At 57.0% G+C, this 24,395-nt stretch carries 21 protein-coding genes; 5 read left to right on the forward strand and 16 right to left on the reverse strand.

All coding sequences use genetic code 11. The features are described 5' to 3' along the window. From BWI95_RS01840 to leuO, 16 genes are all read right to left on the reverse strand, one after another. Entirely contained in the window at positions 1–921 is a 921-nt protein-coding gene (locus tag BWI95_RS01840; protein ID WP_076768892.1) for a D-alanine--D-alanine ligase, read from the reverse strand. Then, positions 914–2,386 carry a UDP-N-acetylmuramate--L-alanine ligase gene (gene murC / locus BWI95_RS01845; RefSeq protein WP_042718388.1) on the reverse strand — a complete coding sequence of 491 codons (1,473 nt, stop codon included), beginning with the start codon at positions 2,384–2,386 and terminating at the stop codon, positions 914–916. Before murC ends, BWI95_RS01840 begins: the two co-directional genes overlap by 8 nt. Positions 2,387–2,444: 58 nt before the next feature. Beyond that, on the reverse strand, positions 2,445–3,512 hold the full coding sequence (murG, locus tag BWI95_RS01850; protein ID WP_054802801.1) for an undecaprenyldiphospho-muramoylpentapeptide beta-N-acetylglucosaminyltransferase: 1,068 nt from the start codon (positions 3,510–3,512) through the stop codon (positions 2,445–2,447). Beyond that, positions 3,512–4,753, reverse strand: a complete 1,242-nt coding sequence (gene ftsW, locus BWI95_RS01855; RefSeq protein WP_054802800.1) for a cell division protein FtsW — start codon at positions 4,751–4,753, stop codon at positions 3,512–3,514. Before ftsW ends, murG begins: the two co-directional genes overlap by 1 nt. Continuing rightward, a complete protein-coding gene (gene murD, locus BWI95_RS01860; protein ID WP_076768893.1) occupies positions 4,753–6,069 on the reverse strand; it encodes a UDP-N-acetylmuramoyl-L-alanine--D-glutamate ligase in 1,317 nt (438 codons plus the stop codon). The genes ftsW and murD overlap by 1 nt, the downstream gene beginning before the upstream one ends. 2 nt (positions 6,070–6,071) lie before the next feature. Next, entirely contained in the window at positions 6,072–7,154 is a 1,083-nt protein-coding gene (mraY, locus tag BWI95_RS01865) for a phospho-N-acetylmuramoyl-pentapeptide-transferase (protein WP_023480302.1), read from the reverse strand. Next, entirely contained in the window at positions 7,148–8,506 is a 1,359-nt protein-coding gene (murF, locus tag BWI95_RS01870) for a UDP-N-acetylmuramoyl-tripeptide--D-alanyl-D-alanine ligase (protein WP_076768894.1), read from the reverse strand. The genes mraY and murF overlap by 7 nt, the downstream gene beginning before the upstream one ends. Further along, a complete protein-coding gene (murE, locus tag BWI95_RS01875; RefSeq protein WP_054802799.1) occupies positions 8,503–9,990 on the reverse strand; it encodes a UDP-N-acetylmuramoyl-L-alanyl-D-glutamate--2,6-diaminopimelate ligase in 1,488 nt (495 codons plus the stop codon). Before murE ends, murF begins: the two co-directional genes overlap by 4 nt. Continuing rightward, positions 9,977–11,743: a peptidoglycan glycosyltransferase FtsI gene (locus tag BWI95_RS01880; RefSeq protein ID WP_023480405.1), complete on the reverse strand. Its 1,767-nt coding sequence runs from the start codon at positions 11,741–11,743 to the stop codon at positions 9,977–9,979. The genes murE and BWI95_RS01880 overlap by 14 nt, the downstream gene beginning before the upstream one ends. Before the next feature lie 25 nt (positions 11,744–11,768). Next, positions 11,769–12,134: a cell division protein FtsL gene (gene ftsL, locus BWI95_RS01885; RefSeq protein WP_023480380.1), complete on the reverse strand. Its 366-nt coding sequence runs from the start codon at positions 12,132–12,134 to the stop codon at positions 11,769–11,771. Further along, positions 12,131–13,072, reverse strand: a complete 942-nt coding sequence (gene rsmH, locus BWI95_RS01890) for a 16S rRNA (cytosine(1402)-N(4))-methyltransferase RsmH (RefSeq protein ID WP_023480357.1) — start codon at positions 13,070–13,072, stop codon at positions 12,131–12,133. The genes ftsL and rsmH overlap by 4 nt, the downstream gene beginning before the upstream one ends. A 2-nt stretch (positions 13,073–13,074) precedes the next feature. Next, positions 13,075–13,533 carry a division/cell wall cluster transcriptional repressor MraZ gene (gene mraZ, locus BWI95_RS01895; RefSeq protein WP_023480198.1) on the reverse strand — a complete coding sequence of 153 codons (459 nt, stop codon included), beginning with the start codon at positions 13,531–13,533 and terminating at the stop codon, positions 13,075–13,077. 619 nt (positions 13,534–14,152) lie between these two features. Beyond that, positions 14,153–15,157 (reverse strand): catabolite repressor/activator, encoded by a 1,005-nt coding sequence (gene cra, locus BWI95_RS01905; protein ID WP_054802798.1) that lies wholly within the window; start codon positions 15,155–15,157, stop codon positions 14,153–14,155. A gap of 177 nt (positions 15,158–15,334) precedes the next feature. Then, the gene (ilvN, locus tag BWI95_RS01910; protein WP_054802797.1) at positions 15,335–15,826 is read right to left on the reverse strand and encodes an acetolactate synthase small subunit; all 492 of its coding nucleotides are present in this window, start codon (positions 15,824–15,826) and stop codon (positions 15,335–15,337) included. A 2-nt stretch (positions 15,827–15,828) separates the two neighbouring features. Next, complete coding sequence (ilvI, locus tag BWI95_RS01915; RefSeq protein WP_076768895.1) at positions 15,829–17,553, reverse strand: acetolactate synthase 3 large subunit; 1,725 nt, start codon at positions 17,551–17,553, stop codon at positions 15,829–15,831. A 386-nt stretch (positions 17,554–17,939) separates the two neighbouring features. Beyond that, positions 17,940–18,902, reverse strand: coding sequence for a transcriptional regulator LeuO (leuO, locus tag BWI95_RS01920; RefSeq protein ID WP_042718370.1), 963 nt, complete (start codon positions 18,900–18,902; stop codon positions 17,940–17,942). A 479-nt stretch (positions 18,903–19,381) separates the two neighbouring features. On the opposite strand from leuO, the gene leuL reads away from it, so the two are divergent. The 5 genes from leuL to leuD all read left to right on the forward strand — a co-directional run bounded on the left by leuL (position 19,382) and on the right by leuD (position 24,248). Beyond that, the gene (leuL, locus tag BWI95_RS23975) at positions 19,382–19,468 is read left to right on the forward strand and encodes a leu operon leader peptide (RefSeq protein ID WP_128484107.1); all 87 of its coding nucleotides are present in this window, start codon (positions 19,382–19,384) and stop codon (positions 19,466–19,468) included. Between the two features lie 92 nt (positions 19,469–19,560). Continuing rightward, positions 19,561–21,135 carry a 2-isopropylmalate synthase gene (leuA, locus tag BWI95_RS01925; protein ID WP_023480193.1) on the forward strand — a complete coding sequence of 525 codons (1,575 nt, stop codon included), beginning with the start codon at positions 19,561–19,563 and terminating at the stop codon, positions 21,133–21,135. Next, positions 21,135–22,226, forward strand: a complete 1,092-nt coding sequence (gene leuB, locus BWI95_RS01930) for a 3-isopropylmalate dehydrogenase (protein WP_023480275.1) — start codon at positions 21,135–21,137, stop codon at positions 22,224–22,226. The genes leuA and leuB overlap by 1 nt, the downstream gene beginning before the upstream one ends. A gap of 2 nt (positions 22,227–22,228) precedes the next feature. Further along, positions 22,229–23,632 (forward strand): 3-isopropylmalate dehydratase large subunit, encoded by a 1,404-nt coding sequence (gene leuC, locus BWI95_RS01935; RefSeq protein ID WP_076768896.1) that lies wholly within the window; start codon positions 22,229–22,231, stop codon positions 23,630–23,632. Positions 23,633–23,642: 10 nt separating this feature from the next. Then, complete coding sequence (gene leuD, locus BWI95_RS01940) at positions 23,643–24,248, forward strand: 3-isopropylmalate dehydratase small subunit (RefSeq protein WP_076768897.1); 606 nt, start codon at positions 23,643–23,645, stop codon at positions 24,246–24,248. Positions 24,249–24,395 lie beyond the last annotated feature (147 nt).

Below are 24,395 nucleotides of genomic sequence, written 5' to 3' on the forward strand. Positions count from 1 at the left end.
TCACTCCGCCAGTTCCAGAATACGAACAACAAGCTGGGTAAAGCTCAGCCCCGCCTGACGCGCCGCCATCGGCACCAGGCTGTGGCTGGTCATACCCGGCGAGGTGTTCGCTTCCAGCAAGTAAAATTGACCATCGCTGTCGAGCATGGCATCGATTCGCCCCCAGCCGCGGCAGCCTAAAACCTGCCACGCTTTGGCGATCAGCGCCTGTAAAGCCGCTTCCCGCTCTGCTTCCAGACCTGATGGACAGAAATACTTCGTCTCATCAGAGAGATACTTCGCCTCATAATCATAGAAGATTCCCGCCGGTTGAATGCGAATCGACGGTAAAATTTCATTTCCAAGCAACGCGACGGTAAATTCCGGGCCACTGAGCCATTTTTCGATCAGAACTTCATCATCGTGTTGAAAAGCAAGCGCTAAAGCCGCCTGCAGATCGCTACTTTCGTTGACCTTTGACATCCCGACGCTGGAGCCTTCACGGCTTGGCTTAACGATCAGGGGCAAGCCCAACGCTTCAATACTTTGAATATCAGATGCTTGCAGGCCTGATTCAAACTCACCGCGCGTCAGCGCAACCCACGGCGCAACCGGTAAACCCGCGCCCTGCCACAGCAGTTTGCTGCGCAGTTTATCCATCGAAATCGCAGAGGCCATCACGCCGCTGCCGGTGTAGGGAACGCCGGTCAGCTCCAGCAGACCCTGCAGCGTGCCATCTTCACCGCCGCGGCCGTGCAGCGCGATAAACGCTTTACTGAAGCCCATCTCCTTCAGGCGGGTTACATCAACCTCGCGCGGATCGATGGCATGGGCGTCAACGCCGCCTTCACGCAGCCCGGCAAGCACAGCCGCGCCTGAATTAAGCGACACATCGCGCTCGGCGGAGGTGCCACCCAGCAGAACGGCAACTTTCTCAGCCACGCTGCACCTCCTCGCTCTGCGGCACCAGTTTGCACTGCGCGAGGCTGCGGGCGATCTTGCCGATATTACCTGCGCCCTGAATCAGGATCAGATCGTTACCGGTCAGCACCGGGGCCAGCATCGCTGCTACCTGATCCGGATCGGAGACCAGGATCGGGTCGATCTTGCCGCGACCGCGGATCGTGCGGCACAGCGAACGGCTGTCAGCACCCGGGATCGCCGTTTCGCCCGCGGCGTAAACTTCCAGCATCAGCAGCTTATCCACCTGCGTCAGCACGTTGGCGAAATCGTCATAGAGATCGCGGGTACGCGTATAGCGGTGCGGCTGGAAAATCATCACCAGATTTTTATCCGGCCAGCCGGCGCGCGCGGCTTTGATCGTCGCGTCCACTTCCGTTGGATGGTGGCCGTAATCATCAACCAGCATCGCGCTGCCGCTGTTGCCATTCACCGCTTCCAGCGGAAACTCGCCGAGGAAATCAAAGCGGCGCCCGGTGCCCTGGAAGCTCTCCAGCGCGCGCAGAATCGCCTCGTCGTCAATCCCCTCTTCTGTCGCCACGGCCACCGCCGCTGCGGCATTAAGCGCATTGTGGCGACCCGGCGCATTGAGCGTTACGCGCAGCGCCGGTTTATCCTGGCGTACCAGCGTAAAGTGGCCCTGCGGACCCTGCTGGCGGTACTCTTCAACGCGCACATCGGCGTCGTCGCTAAATCCATAGGTGGTAATTTGACGCCCGACGCGCGGCAGCAGCTCGCGGATCACCGGGTCATCAACACACATCACCGCACGGCCATAAAACGGCAGGTTGTGCAGGAAGTTGATAAAGGTCGTTTTCAAATTCTCGAAGTCGCCCTGGTACGTATCCATATGGTCGGCTTCGATATTGGTCACAATCGCCACCATCGGTTGCAGGTGCAGGAAGGAGGCGTCGCTCTCATCCGCTTCGGCAATCAGATAACGGCTATGGCCCAGGCGCGCATGCACCCCGGCCGCTTTTACCAGCCCGCCGTTAACGAAGGTCGGATCCAGACCCGCTTCTGCGTAGATGCTGGAGACCATGGCGGTGGTGGTCGTTTTTCCGTGCGTCCCGGCGATAGCGATGCCGTGACGAAAACGCATTAATTCAGCCAGCATCTCCGCGCGGCGGATCACCGGGATACGCGCTTCCTGTGCGGCAACAATCTCTGGGTTATCGGCAGAGATGGCGCTGGAGACCACAACAACACTCGCATCGAGCACATTTTCCGGGCGATGGTTGAAGTAGATGGTGGCGCCAAGGGACGTCAGCTGCTGCGTCACCGGGTTTGGCGCTAAATCAGAACCGCTAATCTGGTAGCCTTCGTTGGCCAGCACTTCGGCAATACCGCCCATGCCAGCACCGCCGATGCCAACGAAGTGAATGTGCCGGACGCGACGCATCTCAGGCACGATTAAACGCAGTTTCGCAAGTTCTTGTGTATTCATTTTCTAAACGCCATCAACTTCTAAAAATTGGCGCGACGCAAACAGGCGTCGCCACGATTTACCCTTGAGCCGCAAGGCTCACTTCATGCGCCACCCGCTCGGTGGCGTCGGGGATAGCTGCCGCGCGTGCGCGTTCCGCCATCTCTCTTAATGCTTCACGATCCCAGCCCGCAAGCGTTGCTGCCACGGCATCAACGGTAAACTGCGGCTGTTCGAGGATCTTCGCCGCGCCCACTTTCTCCAGCGGCAGGGCATTCCAGTACTGCTGTCTGTCTTTGTGCTGAAACGGCACAAACAGCGCCGGCAGACCGGCAGCGGCGATTTCGCTCACCGTCAGCGCGCCGGAGCGGCAAACGACCACATCCGCCCACGCATAGGCTTTAGCCATATCGTCAATAAATTCAGTAACTTTATGCTGCGCCTGACCCGCAGTGGCATATGCCTGCTCGACATCCTGCTGCGCGCCTTTCCCGCTCTGATGCCAGATGGTGATCGCCGGGCCCAGTTTAGCCGCCACCTGCGGCATGGTCTGGTTCAGCACGCGCGCGCCCTGCGAGCCGCCAACCACCAGCACGCGAATGGGTCCTTCGCGGCCCGGCAGGCGCATCTGCGGCAGGGGCAGCGCCAGCACATCGACGCGCACCGGGTTCCCCACCACTTCCGCTTGCGGAAATGCGCCGGGAAACGCCTGCATCACTTTGGTGGCGATCTTCGCCAGCCACTTGTTGGTCAAACCGGCAATACCGTTCTGCTCATGCAGGACAACCGGAATACCGAGCGACCAGGCGGCAAGACCACCGGGGCCGGAAACATACCCGCCCATGCCCAGCACCACGTCCGGCTTGAAGCGCTTCATAATGTCGCGCGCCTGACGCCAGGCATTAAAGATACGCACCGGCGCGAGCAGCAACGCTTTCAACCCTTTGCCGCGCAGGCCAGAGATGCGGATGAAGTCGATATCAATGCCATGCTTCGGCACCAGGTCAGCCTCCATACGATCGGCGGTTCCGAGCCAGCGTACTTGCCAGCCCTGATCCATCAAATGGTGCGCCACGGCGAGACCGGGGAAAACATGCCCGCCGGTTCCGCCTGCCATCACCATTAACCGCTTAGGTTGACCACTCATCACACACCTCGTGTAAACGCCTGAGCTTTCTTCAGACGCGTTTCATAATCTATCCGTAGCAACAGCGTAATCGCCGTCGACATAATCAATAAACTGGAGCCGCCGTAACTGATCAGCGGCAGGGTTAAGCCTTTGGTCGGCAGCATACCGGCTGCCGCACCGACGTTAACCAGCGCCTGGAAGCTAAACCAGATACCTATGGAGCAGGCAAGGAAACCGGAGAAGCGGTGGTCAATCTCCAGCGCTTTTCTGCCAATGGACATGGCGCGGAAAGCGACGAAGAATACCATTAAAAGTGCGGCTACCACACCGATATAACCGAGTTCTTCGCCGATGATGGAGAAGATAAAGTCGGTATGCGCTTCCGGCAGATACTCCAGCTTCTGCACCGAGTTGCCGAGCCCCTGCCCCCACAGCTCGCCGCGGCCAAACGCCATCAGCGACTGGGTTAACTGATATCCGCTGCCAAACGGATCTTCCCACGGGTTCCAGAAGGAGGTTACGCGGCGAATACGATAGGGTTCAGCGAGGATCAGCAGCACCACTGCCGAGATACCCATGCCGATAATGGCGATGAACTGCCACAGCTTCGCACCCGCGAGGAACAGCATCGCCAGCGTAGTAATAAACAGCACCACCACCGTACCGAGATCAGGCTGCGCCAGCAGCAGGACCGCCAGCACGAGGATCACGCCCATCGGTTTTAAGAAGCCGCGCAGGTTATTACGTACCTCGTCCACTTTGCGCACCAGGTAGTTCGCCAGGTAGCAGAAGAGCGACAGCTTGGTGAACTCCGCCGGCTGGAAGCGCATGATGCCAAGGTCAATCCAGCGCGATGCACCGTTGATTGAACTCCCCACCACCAGCACCACTAACAGCATAATGATCGCCGCGATCAGCATCACCGAGCTGTACTTCTGCCAGAACTCCATCGGCAGACGCAGCGTGATCATCGCCATACAGAACGACAGGAACAGATAAAGCCCATGGCGTTTGGCGAAGAAGAAGGGATCGTCCGTCAAACGCTGACCGACCGGCATTGACGCCGAGGTCACCATAATGAAGCCGATCGCCGCCAGGCCGAGCGTCAACCACAGCAGCGTGCGGTCGTACATCACCAGGCTGTCGGTATCTTTCTGTCGCGAGCCCATGACCCAGCCTTTCAATGCCGCAAACAGCCACGCCAGGATCCCATAACCTGGCAGACGCGGCATTCTCGGGCGGGGAAGCGTTAAACGCATTAGCCTAACTCCTGCGCCAGACGGGTGAACTGGTCGCCCCGTTGTTCGAAATTCTTAAACTGATCGAGGCTGGCACAGGCCGGCGACAACAGCACCATATCGCCTGGCTGCACGCGCGCGGCAATTAAGCGCATCGCCTGATCCATAGTTTCAGTCTGCTCAGCCACTTCCGGGCGCAGCGCAGCCAGCTCAGCGCCATCGCGCCCGAAGCAGTAGAGGCGAATACGATCGCCGCCGAGATAGCGCTTCAGCGGCGAGAAGTCCGCCGATTTGCCGTCACCGCCGAGCAGCAGATGCAGCGTACCTTCCACCTGCAGGCCATTAAGCGCCGCTTCGGTGCTACCGACGTTGGTCGCTTTCGAGTCGTTGATCCAGCGCACGCCCTTATGCTCGTAAGCCAGTTGGAAGCGGTGCGCCAGCCCGCCAAAGGTAGTCAGCGCTTTCAGACTGCTGGCGCGCGGTAAACCGGCTGCATCCGCCAGCGCCAGCGCTGCCAGCGCGTTGGTGTAGTTGTGCTGGCCGCTCAGTTTCATCTCTTTGACGTTCAGTACCTTCTCACCTTTTACCCGCAGCCAGATTTCGCCCTGCTGGCGGTTGAGGTGATAGTCACCGACGTCGACACCAAAGCTGACGCAGCGCTCATCGGCACCGCGAACCGGCATGGTCAGGGCGTCATCGGCATTGACCACGCACACTTTGGCGTTTTCATAGATACGCAGTTTGGCCGCGCGGTACTGTTGCAGGCCAAACGGATAGCGATCCATATGATCTTCAGTGACGTTAAGAATGGTTGCCGCCACGGCGTGCAGGCTGGAGGTGGTTTCCAGCTGGAAGCTGGAGAGCTCCAGCACATACAGCTCGCGCGCTTCGTCCAGCAGCATCAGCGCTGGCAGGCCGATATTGCCGCCGACACCAACATTTTTACCGGCCGCTTCCGCCATCTCACCAACCAGTTTGGTGACGGTGCTTTTGCCGTTCGAACCGGTAATGGCGATGATCGGTGCCTGCGCTTCGCGGCAGAAGAGCTCGATATCGCCGACAATCTCGACGCCCGCGTCCGCTGCCGCACTGAGCGACGGATGCGCCAGCGCCATACCGGGGCTGGCGACAATCAGATCGGCGCTCTGCAACCAGTTATCGTTAAGACTACCAAGATGGCGCTCGACCGTTTCCGGCAGCTTATCCAGCCCCGGCGGCGACGTGCGGGTATCCATCACCTTAGGCGTGACGCCGCGCGCGAGGAAAAAGTCCACGCAGGAAAGGCCCGTCAGGCCTAAACCGATAATGACGACTTTTTTACCCTGGTAATCTGCCATGATTAACGTACCTTCAGCGTTGCCAGGCCAATCAGCACCAGCATCAGCGAAATAATCCAGAAGCGCACAATCACGCGCGGCTCCGGCCAGCCCTTCAATTCATAGTGGTGGTGAATCGGTGCCATACGGAAAATGCGCTGGCCGCGCAGTTTGAACGAGCCAACCTGCAAAATCACCGACAGCGTTTCCACCACAAAGACACCGCCCATGATCACCAGCAGGAACTCCTGGCGCAGCAGCACGGCGATAATGCCGAGCGCGCCGCCGAGCGCCAGCGATCCGACATCGCCCATAAAGACCTGCGCCGGATAGGTGTTAAACCACAGGAAACCGAGCCCGGCACCGACAATCGCCGTACAGACGATCACCAGCTCACCCGCGTGACGCAGGTAAGGGATGTGCAGATAGTTGGCGAAGTTCATGTTACCGGTCGCCCACGCCACCAGCGCAAAGCCGCCTGCGACAAAGACGGTCGGCATAATCGCCAGGCCATCGAGGCCATCGGTCAGGTTGACGGCGTTACCGGTGCCGACAATCACAAAATAAGCGAGCAGCACGTAGAACAGACCGAGCTGCGGCATCACATCTTTAAAGAACGGCACCACCAGTTCGGTGGCGGGGGTATCTTTTCCGGCAAGGTAGAGCGCAAACGCGACGCCCAGCGCAATCACCGACATCCAGAAGTACTTCCAGCGGGCGATAAGCCCCTTGGTATCTTTGCGCACCACTTTGCGGTAATCATCGACAAAGCCAATGATGCCGTAGCCCACCAGCACCACCAGTACGCACCAGACGTACGGGTTGGAGGGGTAAGCCCACAGCAACACGGAGACGACAATCGCGGTGAGGATCATGATCCCGCCCATCGTCGGCGTACCGCGTTTACTGAAGTGCGATTCCGGGCCGTCGTTACGCACAACCTGGCCAAAAGAGAGTTTCTGCAAGCGGGCGATCATGCGCGGCCCCATCCACAGTGAGATGAAGAGCGCGGTCAGCAGGCTGACAATGGCGCGAAACGTCAGATAGGAAAAGACGTTAAAGCCGGAATAATATTTGACCAAATGCTCGGCCAGCCAAACTAACATGTCCCGTTCTCCTGTAAGTCGCGTACCACCTCTTCCATGGCGGAGCTACGTGAACCTTTCACTAAAATGGTAATCATTGGGTGCTCGGCAATCAGCGCTGTTAAACGCGCCGTGGCCGCAGCTTTATCGTTGAAATGCTCGCCAACGCCGCTGGCGTCGCTGAGCGCTTTACTTAATGTGCCGACGCTCAGCACTTTGTCGATACCAACGGCTTTCGCCGCTTCGCCGACCTGAACGTGGCAGGCTTCGCTCTCGTCGCCCAGCTCCGCCATATCGCCCACCACCATCACGCGGTAGCCGGGCATCTCTGCCAGCACGTGCGCAGCGGCGGTCATCGACCCGACGTTAGCGTTATAGGTATCGTCCAGCAGCAGCTGGTTTTCACCAAGGCGCACCGGGAAGAGACGGCCCGGCACTGCTTTCAGCTTCGCCAGGCCCTGTTTTACCGCATCGAGAGATGCGCCCACCGCCATTGCCAGCGCGGTCGCTGCCAGCGCGTTAGCAATGTTGTGACGTCCCGGCAGGGGTAAAGTCACCTCGGCATTGCCGGTCGGCGTTTGCAGCGTGAACTCGGTGCCGTGGGAGGTGATATGCACATTGGTGGCGGTAAAATCGCTGTTCGCCGCGTTAGGCGAGAAGCGCCACACTTTGCGATCGCCGATAATGCTCTGCCAGTTCAGCCAGTCATTGTTATCGCCATTGAGGATGGCGATGCCGTTGGCCGGCAGGCCGGTGTAGATTTCACCTTTCGCCTTCGCCACGCCCGCCAGCGATCCGAACCCTTCCAGATGCGCAGCAGCCAGGTTGTTGACCAGCGCCGCTTCCGGGCGGGTCAGGCTGACGGTCCAGGCGATTTCGCCCTGGTGGTTAGCCCCCAGCTCAATCACCGCGTACTGGTGCTCTTTGGTCAGGCGCAGCAGGGTCATCGGCACACCGATGTCATTGTTCAGGTTGCCCGCGGTGTAGAGCGTGTTGCCGCACTCGCCAAGAATGGCGGCGGTCATCTCTTTCACCGAGGTTTTACCGGAGGAGCCGGTCAGCGCAACGACGCGCGTCGGCACCTGCTGACGCACCCATGCCGCCAGTTCGCCAAAGGCCTGGCGGGTATCACTCACCACCAGTTGCGGCAGATCGGTATCCAGCTTGCGGCTCACCAGCAGCGCGCCCGCGCCGCCCGCTTTGGCTTGATCGGCAAAGTCGTGGGCGTCAAAACGTTCGCCTTTCAGCGCCACAAACAGGCAGCCAGGCGTCAGTTTGCGGGTATCGCTGGTCACGGCGTCAATTGTGACGTCCTGACCTAAAAGTTCACCGTGCAGCGTGCCGGCAAGCTGGCTGAGCGTTACGCTAATCATGCTACTACCCCCAGCAGACGCGCGGCGGTGACACGGTCTGAGTAATCGAGACGGTGGGTGCCGACAATCTGATAATCTTCATGGCCTTTACCTGCCAGCAGCACCACATCGTTCTCTTTGGCCTGCATAATGGCGTTGGTCACCGCTTCGGCGCGGCCCTCCACCACATGCGCGCGTCCGGCGTCGAGCATACCGGCGAGAATGTCATTAATGATGGCGCGTGGCTCTTCGGTGCGCGGGTTGTCATCGGTGACGACCGGCACATCGGCAAACTCTTCGGCAATCGCGCCCATCAGCGGACGTTTGCCCTTGTCACGATCGCCGCCGCAGCCAAAGACGCACCACAGTTTTCCTGTGCAGTGCAGCCGTGCGGCCTGCAGCGCTTTTTCCAGCGCATCCGGCGTGTGGGCATAATCCACCACCACCGTCGGTTTGCCCGGCGCGCTAAACACTTCCATTCGTCCGCAAACGGGTTGCAGGCGGGGAGCGGTTTTCAGCAGATCACTTAGGGGATAGCCGAGCGCCAGCAGGGTTGCCAGCGCCAGCAGCAAGTTGCTGACGTTAAACGCGCCCATCAGGCGGCTTTCGATTTCGCCTTCGCCCCAGCTGGAGTCGAAGCGAATGGTCGCCCCGCTGTCGTGGTAATCGACGCTCAGGGTTTTCAGCCAGCGTCCGTGGCAGTCCGGGTTGATATGACCTTCCATTGACACGGCAACTGCATCCGGCAGGTTTGCCAGCCAGCGGCGGCCCACTTCGTCATCGGCGTTGATGATCGCCTGACCATAGTGGTGCGAGGAGAAGAGCAGCCATTTGGCAGCTTCGTAATGGGTCATATCGCCATGATAATCGAGGTGATCGCGGCTTAAATTGGTGAACACCGAGGCGGCGAATTTCAGTGCCGCCACGCGATGCTGAACTAAACCGTGGGAGGAGACCTCCATCGCGGCAAGGGTAGCGCCCTGCTCCGCGAGACCGGCAATCACATGCTGGACATCGACCGCAGAACCGGTGGTGTTTTCCGTCGGCACCACTTTACCAAGCAGGCCGTTGCCGACCGTGCCCATCACCGCGCTGGTTTCGCCGAGCAGCTGGCTCCACTGCGCGAGCAACTGCGTGGTGGTGGTTTTACCGTTAGTACCGGTGACGCCAATCAGGCGCAGCTGGTCTGACGGCTCGCCGTAGAAGCGGCCCGCCAGCGCAGAGAGGCGCTCATTCAGCTGGCTTAAGTAAACCACCGGCACACCGTGCATTTCACGAATTTCACCGTCATTTGCCTCGTCTTTCGCTTCAGCAATAATGGCAGCAACACCTTGCGCAATCGCCTGCGGGATATAACGACGCCCGTCCGCCTGATGACCGACCACCGCCACGAAGAGATCGCCCGAGGCAGCCACACGGCTGTCGAGTGTCATCTCTCGTAGTGCTCGCGCAGGTAGCATCGGTACCCACGGAGCGAGAAGGTCGCGCAAATTACGATCTGCCACCTGATCCCTCGCCTTGATTAATTACAAACTCACTTTTTTCGCCCGTGGTCAGCGCATCCGGCTCGATGTTCATGGTGCGCAGTACGCCGCCCATGATGGCACCAAAGACCGGCGCAGAGACCGCGCCACCGTAGTATTTGCCCGCTTGCGGATCGTTAATGACCACCACCAGCGCAAAGCGCGGCCGGCTGGCAGGCGCGACGCCCGCAGTGTATGCAATGTATTTGTTGATGTAGCGCCCATCCGGCCCGACTTTTTTCGCGGTACCGGTTTTGATCGCGATGCGATAGCCCTTAATGGCCGCTTTTACCCCGCCGCCGCCCGGCAGCGCCACACTCTCCATCATGTGCACCACGGTGCGGACAATGGATTCGTTGAAGACGCGCTCACCCGGTACGGGCGGATCGACTTTGGTAATCGACAGCGGGCGATAGATGCCGTAGCTGCCAATGGTTGCGTAGACTCGCGCTAACTGTAACGGCGTTACCATTAGCCCGTAGCCGAAAGAGAAGGTGGCCCTCTCTATGTCAGACCACCGTTGTTTTTGAGGAAATAAGCCACTGCGTTCCCCGACCATCCCCAAATTGGTCGTTTTTCCCAGTCCAAAACGTGAGTAAGTATCTACTAACGCTGAGGAGGGCATCGCTAATGCCAGCTTGGATACGCCAACGTTACTCGACTTCTGCAGCACCCCGGTAAGGGTCAATTCGCTATAGCGCGCCACGTCTTTGATTTCGTGACCGTTAATTCGGTAAGGCACGGTGTTAAGCACCGTATTCGGGTTAACCACGCCGCGTTGCAGCGCGGTCATTACCACCATGGGTTTCACCGTCGAACCGGGTTCGAAAACGTCGGTGATAGCGCGGTTACGCATCGCGTCTTTGGCGGTGCCGGAGAAGTTGTTCGGGTTATAGGAGGGGCTGTTGGCCATCGCCAGCACTTCACCGGTGTTGACATCCACCAGCACGGCGCTGCCGGATTCGGCTTTGTTAAACGCCACGGCGTTGTTCAGTTCGCGGTAAACCAGCGCCTGCAAACGTTCGTCAATGCTCAGCGCGAGGTTGTGCGCCGCCTGGCTGTCGGTCGAGGAGATATCCTCAATTACGCGACCATAGCGATCTTTACGCACGATGCGCTCGCCCGGCTGGCCGGTAAGCCACTTATCAAAGCTCTTTTCGACCCCTTCAATCCCCTGGCTGTCGACGTTAGTAAAGCCGATCAGGTGAGCGGTCACTTCCCCGGACGGGTAGTAGCGGCGCGACTCTTCACGCAGATGAATGCCGGGAAGCTTGAGTTTTTTGATGTAGTCCCCCAAATCCGGATTGACCTGGCGGGCAAGGTAGATGAAGCGCATCTTCGGGTTAGCGTTGATGCGCGAGGCGAGCTGGTCGAGCGGCATGTTGAGCGCATCTGAGAGCGCTTTCCAGCGGTTATCCAGCGTTACGCCACCTGCGTCATGCAGCTCTTTCGGATCGGCCCAGATCGCTTTTACCGGCACGCTAACCGCCAGCGGACGTCCGGAGCGGTCGGTGATCATCCCGCGCGAGGTCGCCACTTCCTGCACGCGCAGCGAGCGCATGTCGCCCTGGCGCACCAGCATATCGGGGTTGATGATTTGCAGATACGCGACGCGGCCAATCAGGAAGCCGAGCGCCAATAAAATACAGCCGCAAAGCAACGCAAAACGCCAACTTATAAAGTTGGCCTGCTCTTCCTGGCGTTTCGCTTTCACCATCTTCGCCGCGGCTTTCATGCGCTGGGTTGTTCCTTTTTCATCGCTATTTCTGCACCACAATATTTTCCTGTGAAGGATCGACGTGCTGCATCTGCAGCTTCTCGGTAGCAATCCGTTCGACCCGGCTATGATCGCCGAGGGCGTTCTCTTCAAGAATCAGGTTGCGCCATTCGATATCCAGCGCGTCGCGCTCAATCACCAGTTGTTCACGCTGTGCGGTTAACAAACGGGTATGGTGCGCAGTGGTGACGACCGTGATGGCCGTCATGATGATGCAAATGAACAGGCAGAGTGGCAGTTTCCCGAACCGCAAAAGATCGTCGCCGATCACGCCAGGCAAGGCATGGCGCTCGCTGCTTCCTAACGATCCCTTAACTTTGCTGAGGGTCTCTGTCACTCTGCCGATCATGCGTTCGTCCTCTCTGCAATTCGCAGAACTGAACTACGGGCACGTGGGTTTTCCGCCACTTCTTCTTCGCCCGGCATCATTTTTCCTAAGGCTCGCAGTTGACGGCCACCCAGCTTGCTGAGTTGCGCTTCGGTCATCGGCAGCCCGGCAGGAACCTGCGGCCCACGGCTTTGCTCACGCATAAAGCGCTTCACAATGCGGTCTTCCAGCGAGTGGAAGCTGATGACAGAAAGGCGGCCTCCCGGGGCCAGCACATCGAGCGAGTTTTTTAGCGCCTGCTCTATCTCCTCCAGTTCACTGTTCACCCAGATGCGCACCGCCTGGAAGGTACGGGTCGCGGGATGTTTAAATTTATCTTTTATCGGCGTCGCCGCTGCCACCACTTCCGCCAGCGCTTTAGTGCGGGTCATCGGATCGAGGCGATTACGCTCGACGATGGCGCGGGCGATGCGTTTAGCAAAGCGCTCTTCGCCAAAGGTTTTCAGCACCCAGGCGATATCCGCCTCGTCTGCGGTTTGCAGCCACTGGGCGGCAGACTGGCCGCGCGTCGGATCCATACGCATATCCAGCGGGCCATCTCGCATAAAGGAGAAGCCGCGCTCCGGATCGTCAAGCTGCGGTGAAGAGACGCCAAGATCGAGGAGAATGCCGTCAATCTTGCCAATAAGATCGCGCTCGCTGACATAATCAGCGAGTGCAGAAAAGGGTCCATGAATGATGGAGAAGCGCGGGTCATTAATGGTCTTCGCAACTTCAATTGCCTGCGGATCGCGATCGATTGCCAGCAAGCGGCCTTCCGCCCCCAATTGGGAGAGGATCAGGCGCGAGTGTCCACCGCGACCAAAAGTGCCATCAATGTAAATGCCATCCGGACGAATATTCAGGCCGTTAACGGCCTCATCCAGCAGCACCGTGGTGTGTTTAAAATTTTCCATCATCATTAAAGAGACAAATCCTGCAACCGATCCGAAAGTCCTTCGGAACCGGATTGCTCAGCGTCAATATCTTCCCTGACCTGTTGATACCAGGTCGTTTCATCCCACAGCTCAAATTTATTGAACTGTCCGACCAGCATCACTTCTTTGGTTAGCCCGGCGTGCTGCCGTAAGACAGGCGCAATTAATATGCGACCGGCGCTATCCATCTGGCACTCGCTGGCATGCCCCAGCAATAAACGTTGTACGCGCCGCTCAAGCGGGTTCATGCTCGACAGCCGCGACAGTTTTTGCTCGATAATTTCCCATTCGGGCAGAGGGTAAAGCAGCAGGCATGTGTGGCGAATATCAATGGTACAGACCATCTGGCCGGAGGCACTCTCCTGCAGCGAATCCCGATAACGGGTCGGAACGGATAACCGCCCTTTGCTGTCGAGATTGACTAACGTCGCGCCACGGAACATGTCCGGTTTACCCCCGCATGATCATTTCCACCACTTTATCCCACAAAACCCCACCGAGGGAGTTTACGGAGCGGAGGAAAAGCTTGTCAAGCCAGCGCAAAGGCCAACAAGAACAAAAGATCCCTTATTCGTAATGAATATCAGCGTCGGTGAAATAGTGCTCAGCTTACGAGGCAAATTAACGTCATGAATATTTGCAAGAAAAAAGGGGGAAATATAGGGCCCGGGGTTTCAGACCATTCCGTTTCTGTACGCGAAATATAAAGTGTCAGTTTGCGACGCGGGCGGCATTTTAAGGCATAACGGCGCGACTTAACAGCGCCAGATGCAGGTCCTGACGCTAACTTCGTCCCGGTTTCGCTAAGGCGATGATCCCCCAGTAAAAGTGGTTGTTAATTAATCGAATGCGATCAGGAGATGTAACAATTCAATACAGAAATCATCATCAGTAACTTCTTAACGGGTGGTGAGAAATCGGAAGTAAAGAAACTTAAAGAAATAATAAATCAGAGCATCTTCGTAAATTAAGGATTTATCTGAGGAGTTAAATAGCACTATTTCGATTAAGGCGAAATGTTGAAAAGGAAAAGGCAGCTCGCGCTGCCTTAATTGCCTTTATTTATACACGGCTTAATATGCCGCGCCGATAGAGATTACGTCGAATACGGCTCAATCCCGGCTTCGGCTTGCGCGGTTCATCGAGACTTGCCAGCACGATCTCCAGCACCCGCTCGGCAACGTCACGGTGGCGCTGCGCCACGGCCAGCACCGGGCATTGCAGGAAATCGAGCAGTTCATGATCACCAAAGGTGGCTATCGACAGATTGGAAGGCAGCTTGCCGTCGCGGCGCAGCGTTACATCCAGCACGCCCTGCAGCAGCGCGAAAGAGGTGATAAACATCGCTTCCGGCATCTCATTCGTTTCCAGCCACTTTTCAAATAACTGAGCGGCGGCGTCGCGCTCATAGCCATTGGCGTAGAGATACTTCACCTCGCGGGGATCGTCTTTCCAGGCGCTGCGGAAACCCTGCTCGCGCAGGAAGCTTACCGATAGCTCCGGTAGCGCGCCTAAATAGAGCACGCGCTCCGCCGGCATTTTACGCAACTCCGCCGCCAGCATCTCTGAATCCTCCTGATCGGCCCCGACCACGCTGGTGAAGTGCTCACGATCCAGTGCGCGATCGAGCGCGACAATCGGGAAGGCGTCATTCGCCCAGCGCTGATAGAAGGGGTGCTCCGGCGGAAGGGAGGTCGAGACGATGATTGCATCCACCTGCCGTTGCAGCAGATGTTCGATGCAACGCATCTCGTTATCGGGCTGATCTTCAGAGCAGGCGATCAGCAGCTGGTAGCCGCGCTGGCGCGCCTGGCGCTCCAGATAATTAGCAATACGGGTGTAGCTTGTGTTTTCCAGATCGGGAATGACCAGCCCAATCGATCGTGTGCGTCCTGCTCGTAACCCAGCCGCCACCGCGTTCGGGTGGTAGTTATGCTCACGAACGACCGCCATAACTTTCTCAACGGTTTTATCGCTGACACGATACTGCTTCGCCTTTCCGTTAATGACGTAGCTTGCCGTGGTTCGTGAGACGCCGGCGAGCCGGGCGATTTCATCCAGTTTCACAATTGCCCCTTAAAATGATGCGCACCATAACCTTTTTAGGGATATAGGTTAATTTCCATAACATCTAAGCGCAGAAAGGTAACTGCGGCAACCGCTTTTCTCTCTGCTTCCGGCTGATTTCGCAAAAAAAAGCCCGGCATAATCAGCCGGGCTTAAAAATGTGGAACCTTGCTCGCATTAGCGCATGATTTTATCGCCGCGTGATAAACCGACCACGCCGGAGCGCGCCACTTCAACAATCTTCGCTACATCACGAATTGTGGCGAGGAACGCATCAAGCTTGTCGCTGGTGCCGGCGAGCTGAACCGTGTAAATCGACGGCGTGACGTCAATGATCTGCCCGCGGAAGATCTCCGCGTTGCGCTTAACCTCTTCCCGGCCATAGCCGCTGGCCTGGATCTTCACCAGCATGATCTCACGCTCAACATAGGCCACCTGCCCCAGCTCGTTTACGCGCAGCACATCTACCAATTTGTGCAGTTGCTTCTCGATCTGTTCAAGGACCTTTTGATCGCCCACGGTCTGGATGGTCATCCGCGACAGGGTGGGATCGTCCGTTGGCGCGACCGTCAGGCTTTCGATGTTGTAGCCGCGCTGTGAGAAGAGGCCAATAACGCGCGATAACGCGCCCGATTCGTTTTCCAGTAAGACAGACAATATCCGGCGCATAATCAGGTTCTCTCCGTTTTGCTTAACCACATCTCATCCATGCCGCCGCCGCGGATCTGCATCGGATAAACGTGTTCACTTCCATCAACGGTCACATCAACAAAGACCAGTCGATTGTTTTTCACCTGCTCCAGCGCCTCGGCGAGCTTCGCCTCCAGCTCTTCCGGACGGGTAATGCGGATACCAACATGACCATACGCTTCGGCGAGACGGGCAAAATCCGGTAAAGACTCCATATAGGACTGCGAGTGGCGACCGGAGTAGATCATATCCTGCCACTGCTTCACCATGCCGAGGTAGCGGTTGTTAAGGTTGAGAACCAGCACCGGCAGCTCATATTGCAGCGCCGTCGAAAGCTCCTGGATATTCATCTGGATACTGCCGTCGCCGGTGACGCAAATCACCGTCTCGTCCGGCAGCGCCATTTTTACGCCCAGCGCGGCAGGCAAGCCGAAGCCCATCGTGCCGAGCCCGCCGGAGTTGATCCAGCGGCGCGGTTTATCGAAGCGATAATAGAGCGCGGCAAACATCTGGTGCTGACCAACATCGGAGGTGACGTAAGCATCGCCATTAGTCAGGCGCCAGGCAGCCTCAATCACCGCCTGCGGTTTAATGCTTTCGCTTTGCGTGTCATATTTCAGGCACTGGCGCGCGCGCCACTGCTCAATGCGCAGCCACCAGTCGCGGATCTCATCGTGCGGCTGCGAGGCGCGCTCCTGTTCAAGCAACTCCAGCATCTGCTCCAGCACCTGGCGCGCATCGCCAACAATCGGCACATCAGCCTGAACGGTTTTAGAAATAGAGGTGGGATCGATATCAATATGCAGCACGGTCGCGTCGGGGCAGTACTTCAGCAAATTGTTGGTGGTGCGATCGTCAAAACGTACGCCAACGGCAAAGATCACGTCGGCGTGGTGCATCGTCATATTCGCTTCATAGGTGCCGTGCATACCGAGCATGCCGAGCGACTGGCGATGGGAAGCCGGGAAAACACCCAGCCCCATTAATGAGGAGACCACTGGCGCATTCAGCGTTTCAGCCAGCTGGCGCAACGGGGCGTCGCACGAAGAAGTAATGGCCCCACCGCCGACATAGAAGACCGGCTTTTTGGCGGCAACCAGGGTTTGCAGGGCGCGTTTAATCTGCCCTTTGTGCCCCTGTGTGGTCGGGTTATAGGAGCGCATGCTGACCGACTCTGGCCAGAGATAGGGCAGCTTGTTCGCGGGGTTCATAATATCTTTCGGCAGATCCACCACTACCGGACCGGGACGTCCGCTGGCAGCGAGCCAGAACGCCTTTTTTAATACGCCGGGGATATCTTCCGCCTGCTTCACCAGAAAGCTGTGTTTCACCACCGGGCGGGAGATGCCCACCATGTCACACTCCTGGAAGGCGTCGTAACCAATCAGCGAGGTCGCTACCTGACCGGAGAGCACCACCAGCGGGATGGAGTCCATATAAGCTGTCGCGATACCGGTGATAGCGTTTGTCGCGCCGGGGCCGGAAGTCACCAGCACCACCCCTACTTCACCTGTTGCACGCGCCAGCCCGTCTGCCATGTGAACGGCCGCCTGCTCATGGCGCACCAGCACATGCTCGATGCCACCGACGGTATGCAGGGCGTCGTAGATATCAAGTACCGCGCCCCCGGGGTAGCCGAATACCTTCTTTACGCCTTGATCGATGAGCGATCGCACGACCATCTCGGCTCCAGACAACATCTCCATGCTTTGCCTCCAGGCTTACATTTGTCGACTGACGGCAGAACTCATTTCCGCACTGTCGCTCTGTTCAGAACAGGACATCCTGCTTTCTGATTATGAATGGCAGTTACCATAACCGCTCAAAATCTGGCAGGCAATCCGACCTCAGGAGAGGAAAAGCGCCGCTAAAAGCAGAAACAGGAGGTCTTAAATGAAGAGCTGGTGAAAACGTCTGTAATAAGCCGCGACGTTGACCATTGATCGCTGTGATAAGGGAATGTTCAGTAATTCATGCATTTTTAACATCGTGCAGAGATTCGCTGGCAGGATAAATCAGAATAAAATAGTGGTTATATAGATAAAGGCAGAATAAACCGGAAGTCAACCGCCCGGTTTATTCCGCACGCCGCTTAGTGGCTACAGACCGACACCAGCAGCTCCTCCATCCACTGATGCCCCTTATCCCGACCAGCGGATTCGTGCCATGAGAGGCAGCAGGTACGGCTATTGAGCGTAAGCGGCAACGGCAGCGTATGCAGCGCCAGCCCGCTGGCAAAGCGCTCCACCAGCCAGCGCGGCGCAATAGCAACCAGATGGGTTTGAGAGACAACGTTTAATACGCTGGGCAGCGCCATTCCTTGATAGGCAATGCGGTTGCGCTTTTCGACCGTGTCGTACCAGGGCTGGCTGAAAGAGGCGTAGCGCTCCAGCGAAACAACGGCGTGCTGCTCGTTAAACAAGCTGTTTTCCGTCGTCAGGTCAGCGATGCGCGGATGTTGTTGGCTCACCGCCAGCACCATTTCATCTTTAAACAGCGGGACGCAGGAAAACTCCGGACGACGAAATTCTTCATAGCCGATCACAAATTCTATTTCCTGATAGCGCAACTGATGTTCGGTACTGTGATTGAGATCAGATTTAAATATCAGCTTTATATTTGGCGCGACGGTTTTAACATTATTGTAAATAACCGAAGTCAAGAAATTATCGAGTGGACTGCATACGCAAAGATTAAAAATCCGCTCGCTGCTTTGTGGATCAAAACCGGAGCCAGGCAGTTCATTTTGTACCAACTGAAGTGCCTGCCTTATCGCACCAAAAAGCTGATACGAACGTGCAGTAGGTTGAATACCTCGACCATAACGAACAAAAAGTTCGTCGTTAAACATCACCTTAAGACGCGCAACGGCATTACTGACGGCGGGTTGAGACATACCCAACGCATGGGCTGCACGCGTAATGTTTTGCTCCTGCATAACGGCATCAAAAACGGTCAGTAAATTGAGATCAACCGAACGTAATTGTGGCTTCTCGCCGTCATTAACCTTTTGATTATAAATACTTTCCCCGGGAAAATTGCAATCCGTCGTCATGATAAACTCCCTTGACTTGTGTAATAATAATATTCAGGAAGATGATTTATCACGCATATAGCATTATTAGAAGCGCAGTGTGAAAATTTAGGAATATATAAAGCTTACATTTAATTTCCTGGATGAAATTAAAAAAAGCATTACTCAGCCCTGTAATATAAATTAATTTTTAATATTTTCACTTCCATAGCTGTTTTGTAACGATAATCATAAGTCGATTGCCCTACCCACCATTTTCTTTAACATCTCGCCGAAAAGGATTATTAATTCCCCGAACCTTCCCTTCGCTTTTTCTTACGAAAAGTCTTATCAGCACAACAAGCAAGAATGTCGCGATCACGCTAATTAGACAGCAGATTAAACTAAAACAGTGCGCGGAGATTTGCGCTTCACCATCGCCAGTTTTCGCCGGGGGGTTGACATCAAAGTGCGTATCCAGTACCACTAAAAGCATATCGGTTTTCACGGGAGCAAGATTCATGATTCGTCACGTTCGTTTCGCTGGTCTACTACTACTAAACGCATCAACTGTGCGCGGTAGACCGGTGGACGACACTCAGAACTGAATCGTCTTCCTGTTAAGACTAAGAACCCGCGCCTTGGCGCGGGTTTTTTTATGCTCGTAGCGAGGCGGCCAAAGCGAACAAGGATCTAAACCATGAGCCAGCAGCAAGTCGTAATTTTCGATACCACCTTACGTGACGGTGAACAGGCATTGCAGGCAAGCCTGAGTGTGAAAGAGAAGCTGCAGATCGCCCTGGCGCTGGAGCGCATGGGTGTTGATGTAATGGAAGTCGGTTTTCCTGTCTCGTCACCGGGCGATTTTGAGTCCGTGCAGACCATCGCCCGCCAGGTAAAAAACAGCCGTGTCTGCGCTCTGGCACGCTGTGTTGAGAAAGATATTGATGTCGCCGCAGAGTCGCTGAAAGTAGCTGAAGCGTTCCGCATTCACACCTTTATCGCCACCTCACCAATGCATATCGCCACCAAACTGCGCAGCACGCTGGATGAGGTGATTGAGCGCGCAATCTATATGGTGAAACGTGCGCGTAACTACACCGATGATGTGGAGTTTTCCTGTGAAGATGCCGGGCGTACGCCGATTGAAGATCTGGCGCGCGTCGTCGAAGCGGCAATCAATGCCGGGGCGAAAACCATAAATATCCCGGATACCGTGGGCTATACCATGCCCTTCGAGTTCGCCAATATCATCACCGGTCTGTATGACCGCGTTCCAAACATTGATAAAGCCATTATTTCTGTCCACACCCATGATGACTTAGGCCTGGCGGTCGGTAATTCGATTGCCGCCGTGCATGCCGGCGCCCGCCAGGTAGAAGGCGCGATGAACGGCATCGGCGAACGTGCCGGTAACTGTTCATTGGAAGAGGTGATCATGGCGATTAAAGTGCGCAAAGACATTATGAATGTGCACACCCGCATCAATCATCAGGAGATCTGGCGCACCAGCCAGACCGTGGCGCAGATCTGCAATATGCCGATCCCGGCTAACAAAGCGATCGTCGGCACCGGCGCCTTCGCCCACTCCTCCGGCATCCATCAGGATGGCGTGCTGAAAAACCGCGAAAACTACGAAATCATGACGCCAGAGTCGATCGGCCTGAACCAGGTGCAGCTGAACCTGACCTCACGCTCCGGTCGCGCAGCGGTCAAACACCGTATGGAAGAGATGGGCTATCAGGAGAGCGACTACAACCTGGATAACCTGTACGACGCCTTCCTGAAGCTGGCGGATAAAAAGGGTCAGGTCTTTGATTACGATCTGGAAGCGCTGGCCTTTATCAACAAACAGCAGGAAGAGCCGGAGCATTTCCGTCTGGAGTACTTCAATGTGCAGTCCGGCTCCAACGATATCGCCACCGCCTCGGTGAAACTGGCCTGCGGCGAGGAGATCAAAGCCGAAGCCGCCAATGGCAACGGGCCGGTCGACGCAGTCTACCAGGCGATTAACCGCGTCACCGAGTATGACATTGAGCTGGTGAAATATAGCCTGACGGCGAAAGGCCACGGGAAAGATGCGCTGGGCCAGGTTGATATCGTCGTCAATTACAACAACCGCCGCTTCCACGGCATCGGCCTGGCGACGGATATCGTTGAGTCCTCCGTCAAAGCGATGGTCAACGTGCTGAACACCATCTGGCGCGCCGCGGAAGTGGAAAAAGAGTTGCAACGTAAAGCGCAGAACAAAGAAAACAACAAGGAAACCGTGTGATGTCGAAAAGTTACCATATTGCCGTGCTGCCGGGAGACGGCATTGGCCCGGAAGTGATGGCGCAAGCCCTGAAAGTACTGGAAGCCGTGCGCAGCCGTTTCGCAATGCGAATTACCACCAGCCATTACGACGTTGGCGGTATCGCCATCGACCGCCACGGCAATCCGCTGCCGCAGGCGACGGTCGAAGGCTGCGAGCAGGCCGATGCGATCCTGTTTGGCTCCGTCGGCGGCCCGAAATGGGAAAACCTGCCGCCGGCACAGCAGCCGGAGCGCGGCGCGCTGCTGCCGCTGCGTAAACACTTCAAGCTGTTCAGCAACCTGCGCCCGGCCAAACTCTATGCTGGCCTGGAAGCCTTCTGCCCGCTGCGCGAAGATATCGCCGCCAACGGTTTCGATATCCTGTGCGTACGCGAACTGACCGGCGGCATCTACTTCGGCCAACCGAAAGGGCGCGAAGGCAGCGGCCAGCATGAGAAAGCTTACGACACCGAAATTTATCACCGCTTTGAAATCGAGCGCATTGCGCGTATCGCTTTCGAGTCGGCGCGCAAACGCGGCAAAAAAGTCCACTCCATCGATAAAGCCAACGTGCTGCAAACTTCGCTGCTGTGGCGTGAAATCGTCAATGAGATCGCGGGCGAGTATCCGGACATTGAGCTGGCGCATATGTATATCGATAACGCCACCATGCAGCTGATTAAAGATCCGTCCCAGTTCGACGTGCTGCTCTGCTCCAACCTGTTCGGCGATATCCTCTCCGACGAGTGCGCGATGATCACCGGCTCAATGGGCATGCTGCCCTCTGCCAGCCTGAATGAGCAGGGCTTTGGCCTGTACGAACCGGCGGGTGGCTCCGCGCCGGATATCGCGGGCAAAAATATCGCCAACCCAATCGCGCAGATTCTGTCGCTGGCACTGCTGCTGCGCTACAGCCTGAATGCAGACGAGGCGGCAACGGCCATTGAACAGGCCATTAACCGGGCTTTAGAAGAGGGCGTGCGCACCGGCGATTTAGCGCGTGGCGCGTCCGCAGTCAGTACCGATGAGATGGGCGATATCATCGCTCGTTATGTCGCAGAAGGGGTGTAATCATGGCTAAGAGTTTGTACGAAAAGTTATTTGACGCCCATGTGGTCTATGAAGCGCCGAACGAGACCCCGCTGCTCTATATCGACCGCCATCTGGTGCATGAAGTGACCTCGCCGCAGGCGTTTGATGGCCTGCGCGCGCACAATCGCCCGGTGCGTCAGCCGGGTAAAACCTTCGCCACGATGGATCACAACGTCTCAACGCAGACCAAAGATATCAACGCCTCCGGCGAAATGGCGCGTATTCAGATGCAGGAGCTGATTAAGAACTGCAACGAATTTGGCGTCGAGCTGTATGACCTGAACCACCCCTATCAGGGCATCGTGCACGTGATGGGGCCGGAACAGGGCATTACCCTGCCGGGGATGACCATCGTCTGCGGCGATTCCCACACCGCCACACACGGCGCATTTGGCGCGCTGGCGTTTGGCATCGGCACTTCAGAAGTGGAACATGTGCTGGCGACGCAGACCCTGAAACAGGGGCGTGCCAAAACCATGAAGATTGAAGTTAACGGCACCGCCGCGCCGGGCATCACCGCCAAAGATATCGTGCTGGCGATCATCGGCAAAACCGGCAGCGCTGGCGGTACGGGTCACGTGGTGGAGTTCTGCGGCGACGCTATCCGCGCACTCAGCATGGAAGGCCGCATGACGCTGTGCAATATGGCAATTGAGATGGGCGCTAAAGCCGGTCTGGTCGCGCCGGATGAGACCACCTTTAACTACGTGCAGGGTCGTCTGCATGCGCCGAAGGGCAAAGATTTCGACGAAGCGGTCGCTTACTGGAAAACGCTGCAAACCGATGAAGGCGCCCACTTTGACCGCGTAGTTACCCTGCAGGCAGAAGATATCGCCCCGCAGGTCACCTGGGGCACTAACCCGGGCCAGGTGATCTCGGTCACCGAGATCATTCCCGATCCGGCCTCCTTTGCCGATCCGGTTGAGCGTGCCTCGGCGGAAAAAGCGCTGGCCTATATGGGACTGAAACCAGGCGTACCGCTGACCGACGTGGCGATCGACAAGGTCTTTATCGGCTCCTGCACCAACTCGCGCATTGAAGATTTGCGCGCGGCGGCGGCAATTGCCAAAGGGCGTAAAGTGGCGCCGGGCGTGCAGGCGCTGGTGGTTCCAGGCTCCGGCCCGGTAAAAGCACAGGCGGAAGCGGAAGGTCTGGATAAGATCTTTATCGAAGCCGGTTTTGAGTGGCGTCTGCCGGGCTGCTCGATGTGCCTGGCGATGAACAATGACCGCCTGAATCCGGGCGAGCGCTGCGCCTCTACCAGCAACCGTAACTTTGAAGGCCGTCAGGGCCGCGGTGGACGTACCCATCTGGTCAGCCCGGCAATGGCCGCTGCGGCGGCAGTAACCGGTCGTTTCGCTGATATTCGTCATTTGCAGGCTTAAGGAGATCACCATGGCTGAGAAATTTACCCAACATACCGGGCTGGTGGTTCCGCTGGATGCCGCTAACGTCGATACCGACGCCATTATCCCGAAGCAGTTTTTGCAGAAGGTGACGCGCACCGGTTTTGGCGCGCATCTGTTCAACGACTGGCGTTTCCTCGACGATAAAGGCGAGCAGCCGAACCCGGAGTTCGTGCTCAACTTTCCTGAGTACAAAGGCGCGTCGATTTTGCTGGCGCGGGAGAACTTTGGCTGCGGCTCCTCGCGCGAGCATGCGCCGTGGGCACTGACGGATTACGGCTTTAAAGTGGTGATTGCGCCGAGCTTTGCCGACATCTTCTATGGCAACAGCTTTAACAACCAGCTGCTGCCGGTGACACTGAGCGACGAAGAGGTGGATGAGCTGTTTGTGCTGGTGCAGAGCAATCCGGGCATCACCTTTGAGGTGGATTTGCAGGCGCAGGTGGTGAAGGCGGGCGGGAAATCCTACAGCTTTACGCTCGACGCCTTCCGCCGCCACTGCATGCTGAACGGGCTGGACAGCATTGGCCTGACGCTGCAACACGACGACGCCATTGCCGCTTACGAAGCAAAACAACCCGCCTTTATGGGTTGATAGCCTGATGCCGACTGCCGGATGGTTATCCGGCAGTCGGCACGGTGCAGGTTTGTTTGCCGGATGGCGGCGTTGCCTTATCCGGCCTACGGGTAACAATGCAAATGTGAAGACAACCCGCCTTTATGGGGTGATAGCCTGATGCCG

It is taken from the genome of Kosakonia cowanii JCM 10956 = DSM 18146, from assembly GCF_001975225.1.
Classification (GTDB): Bacteria; Pseudomonadota; Gammaproteobacteria; order Enterobacterales; family Enterobacteriaceae; genus Kosakonia; species Kosakonia cowanii.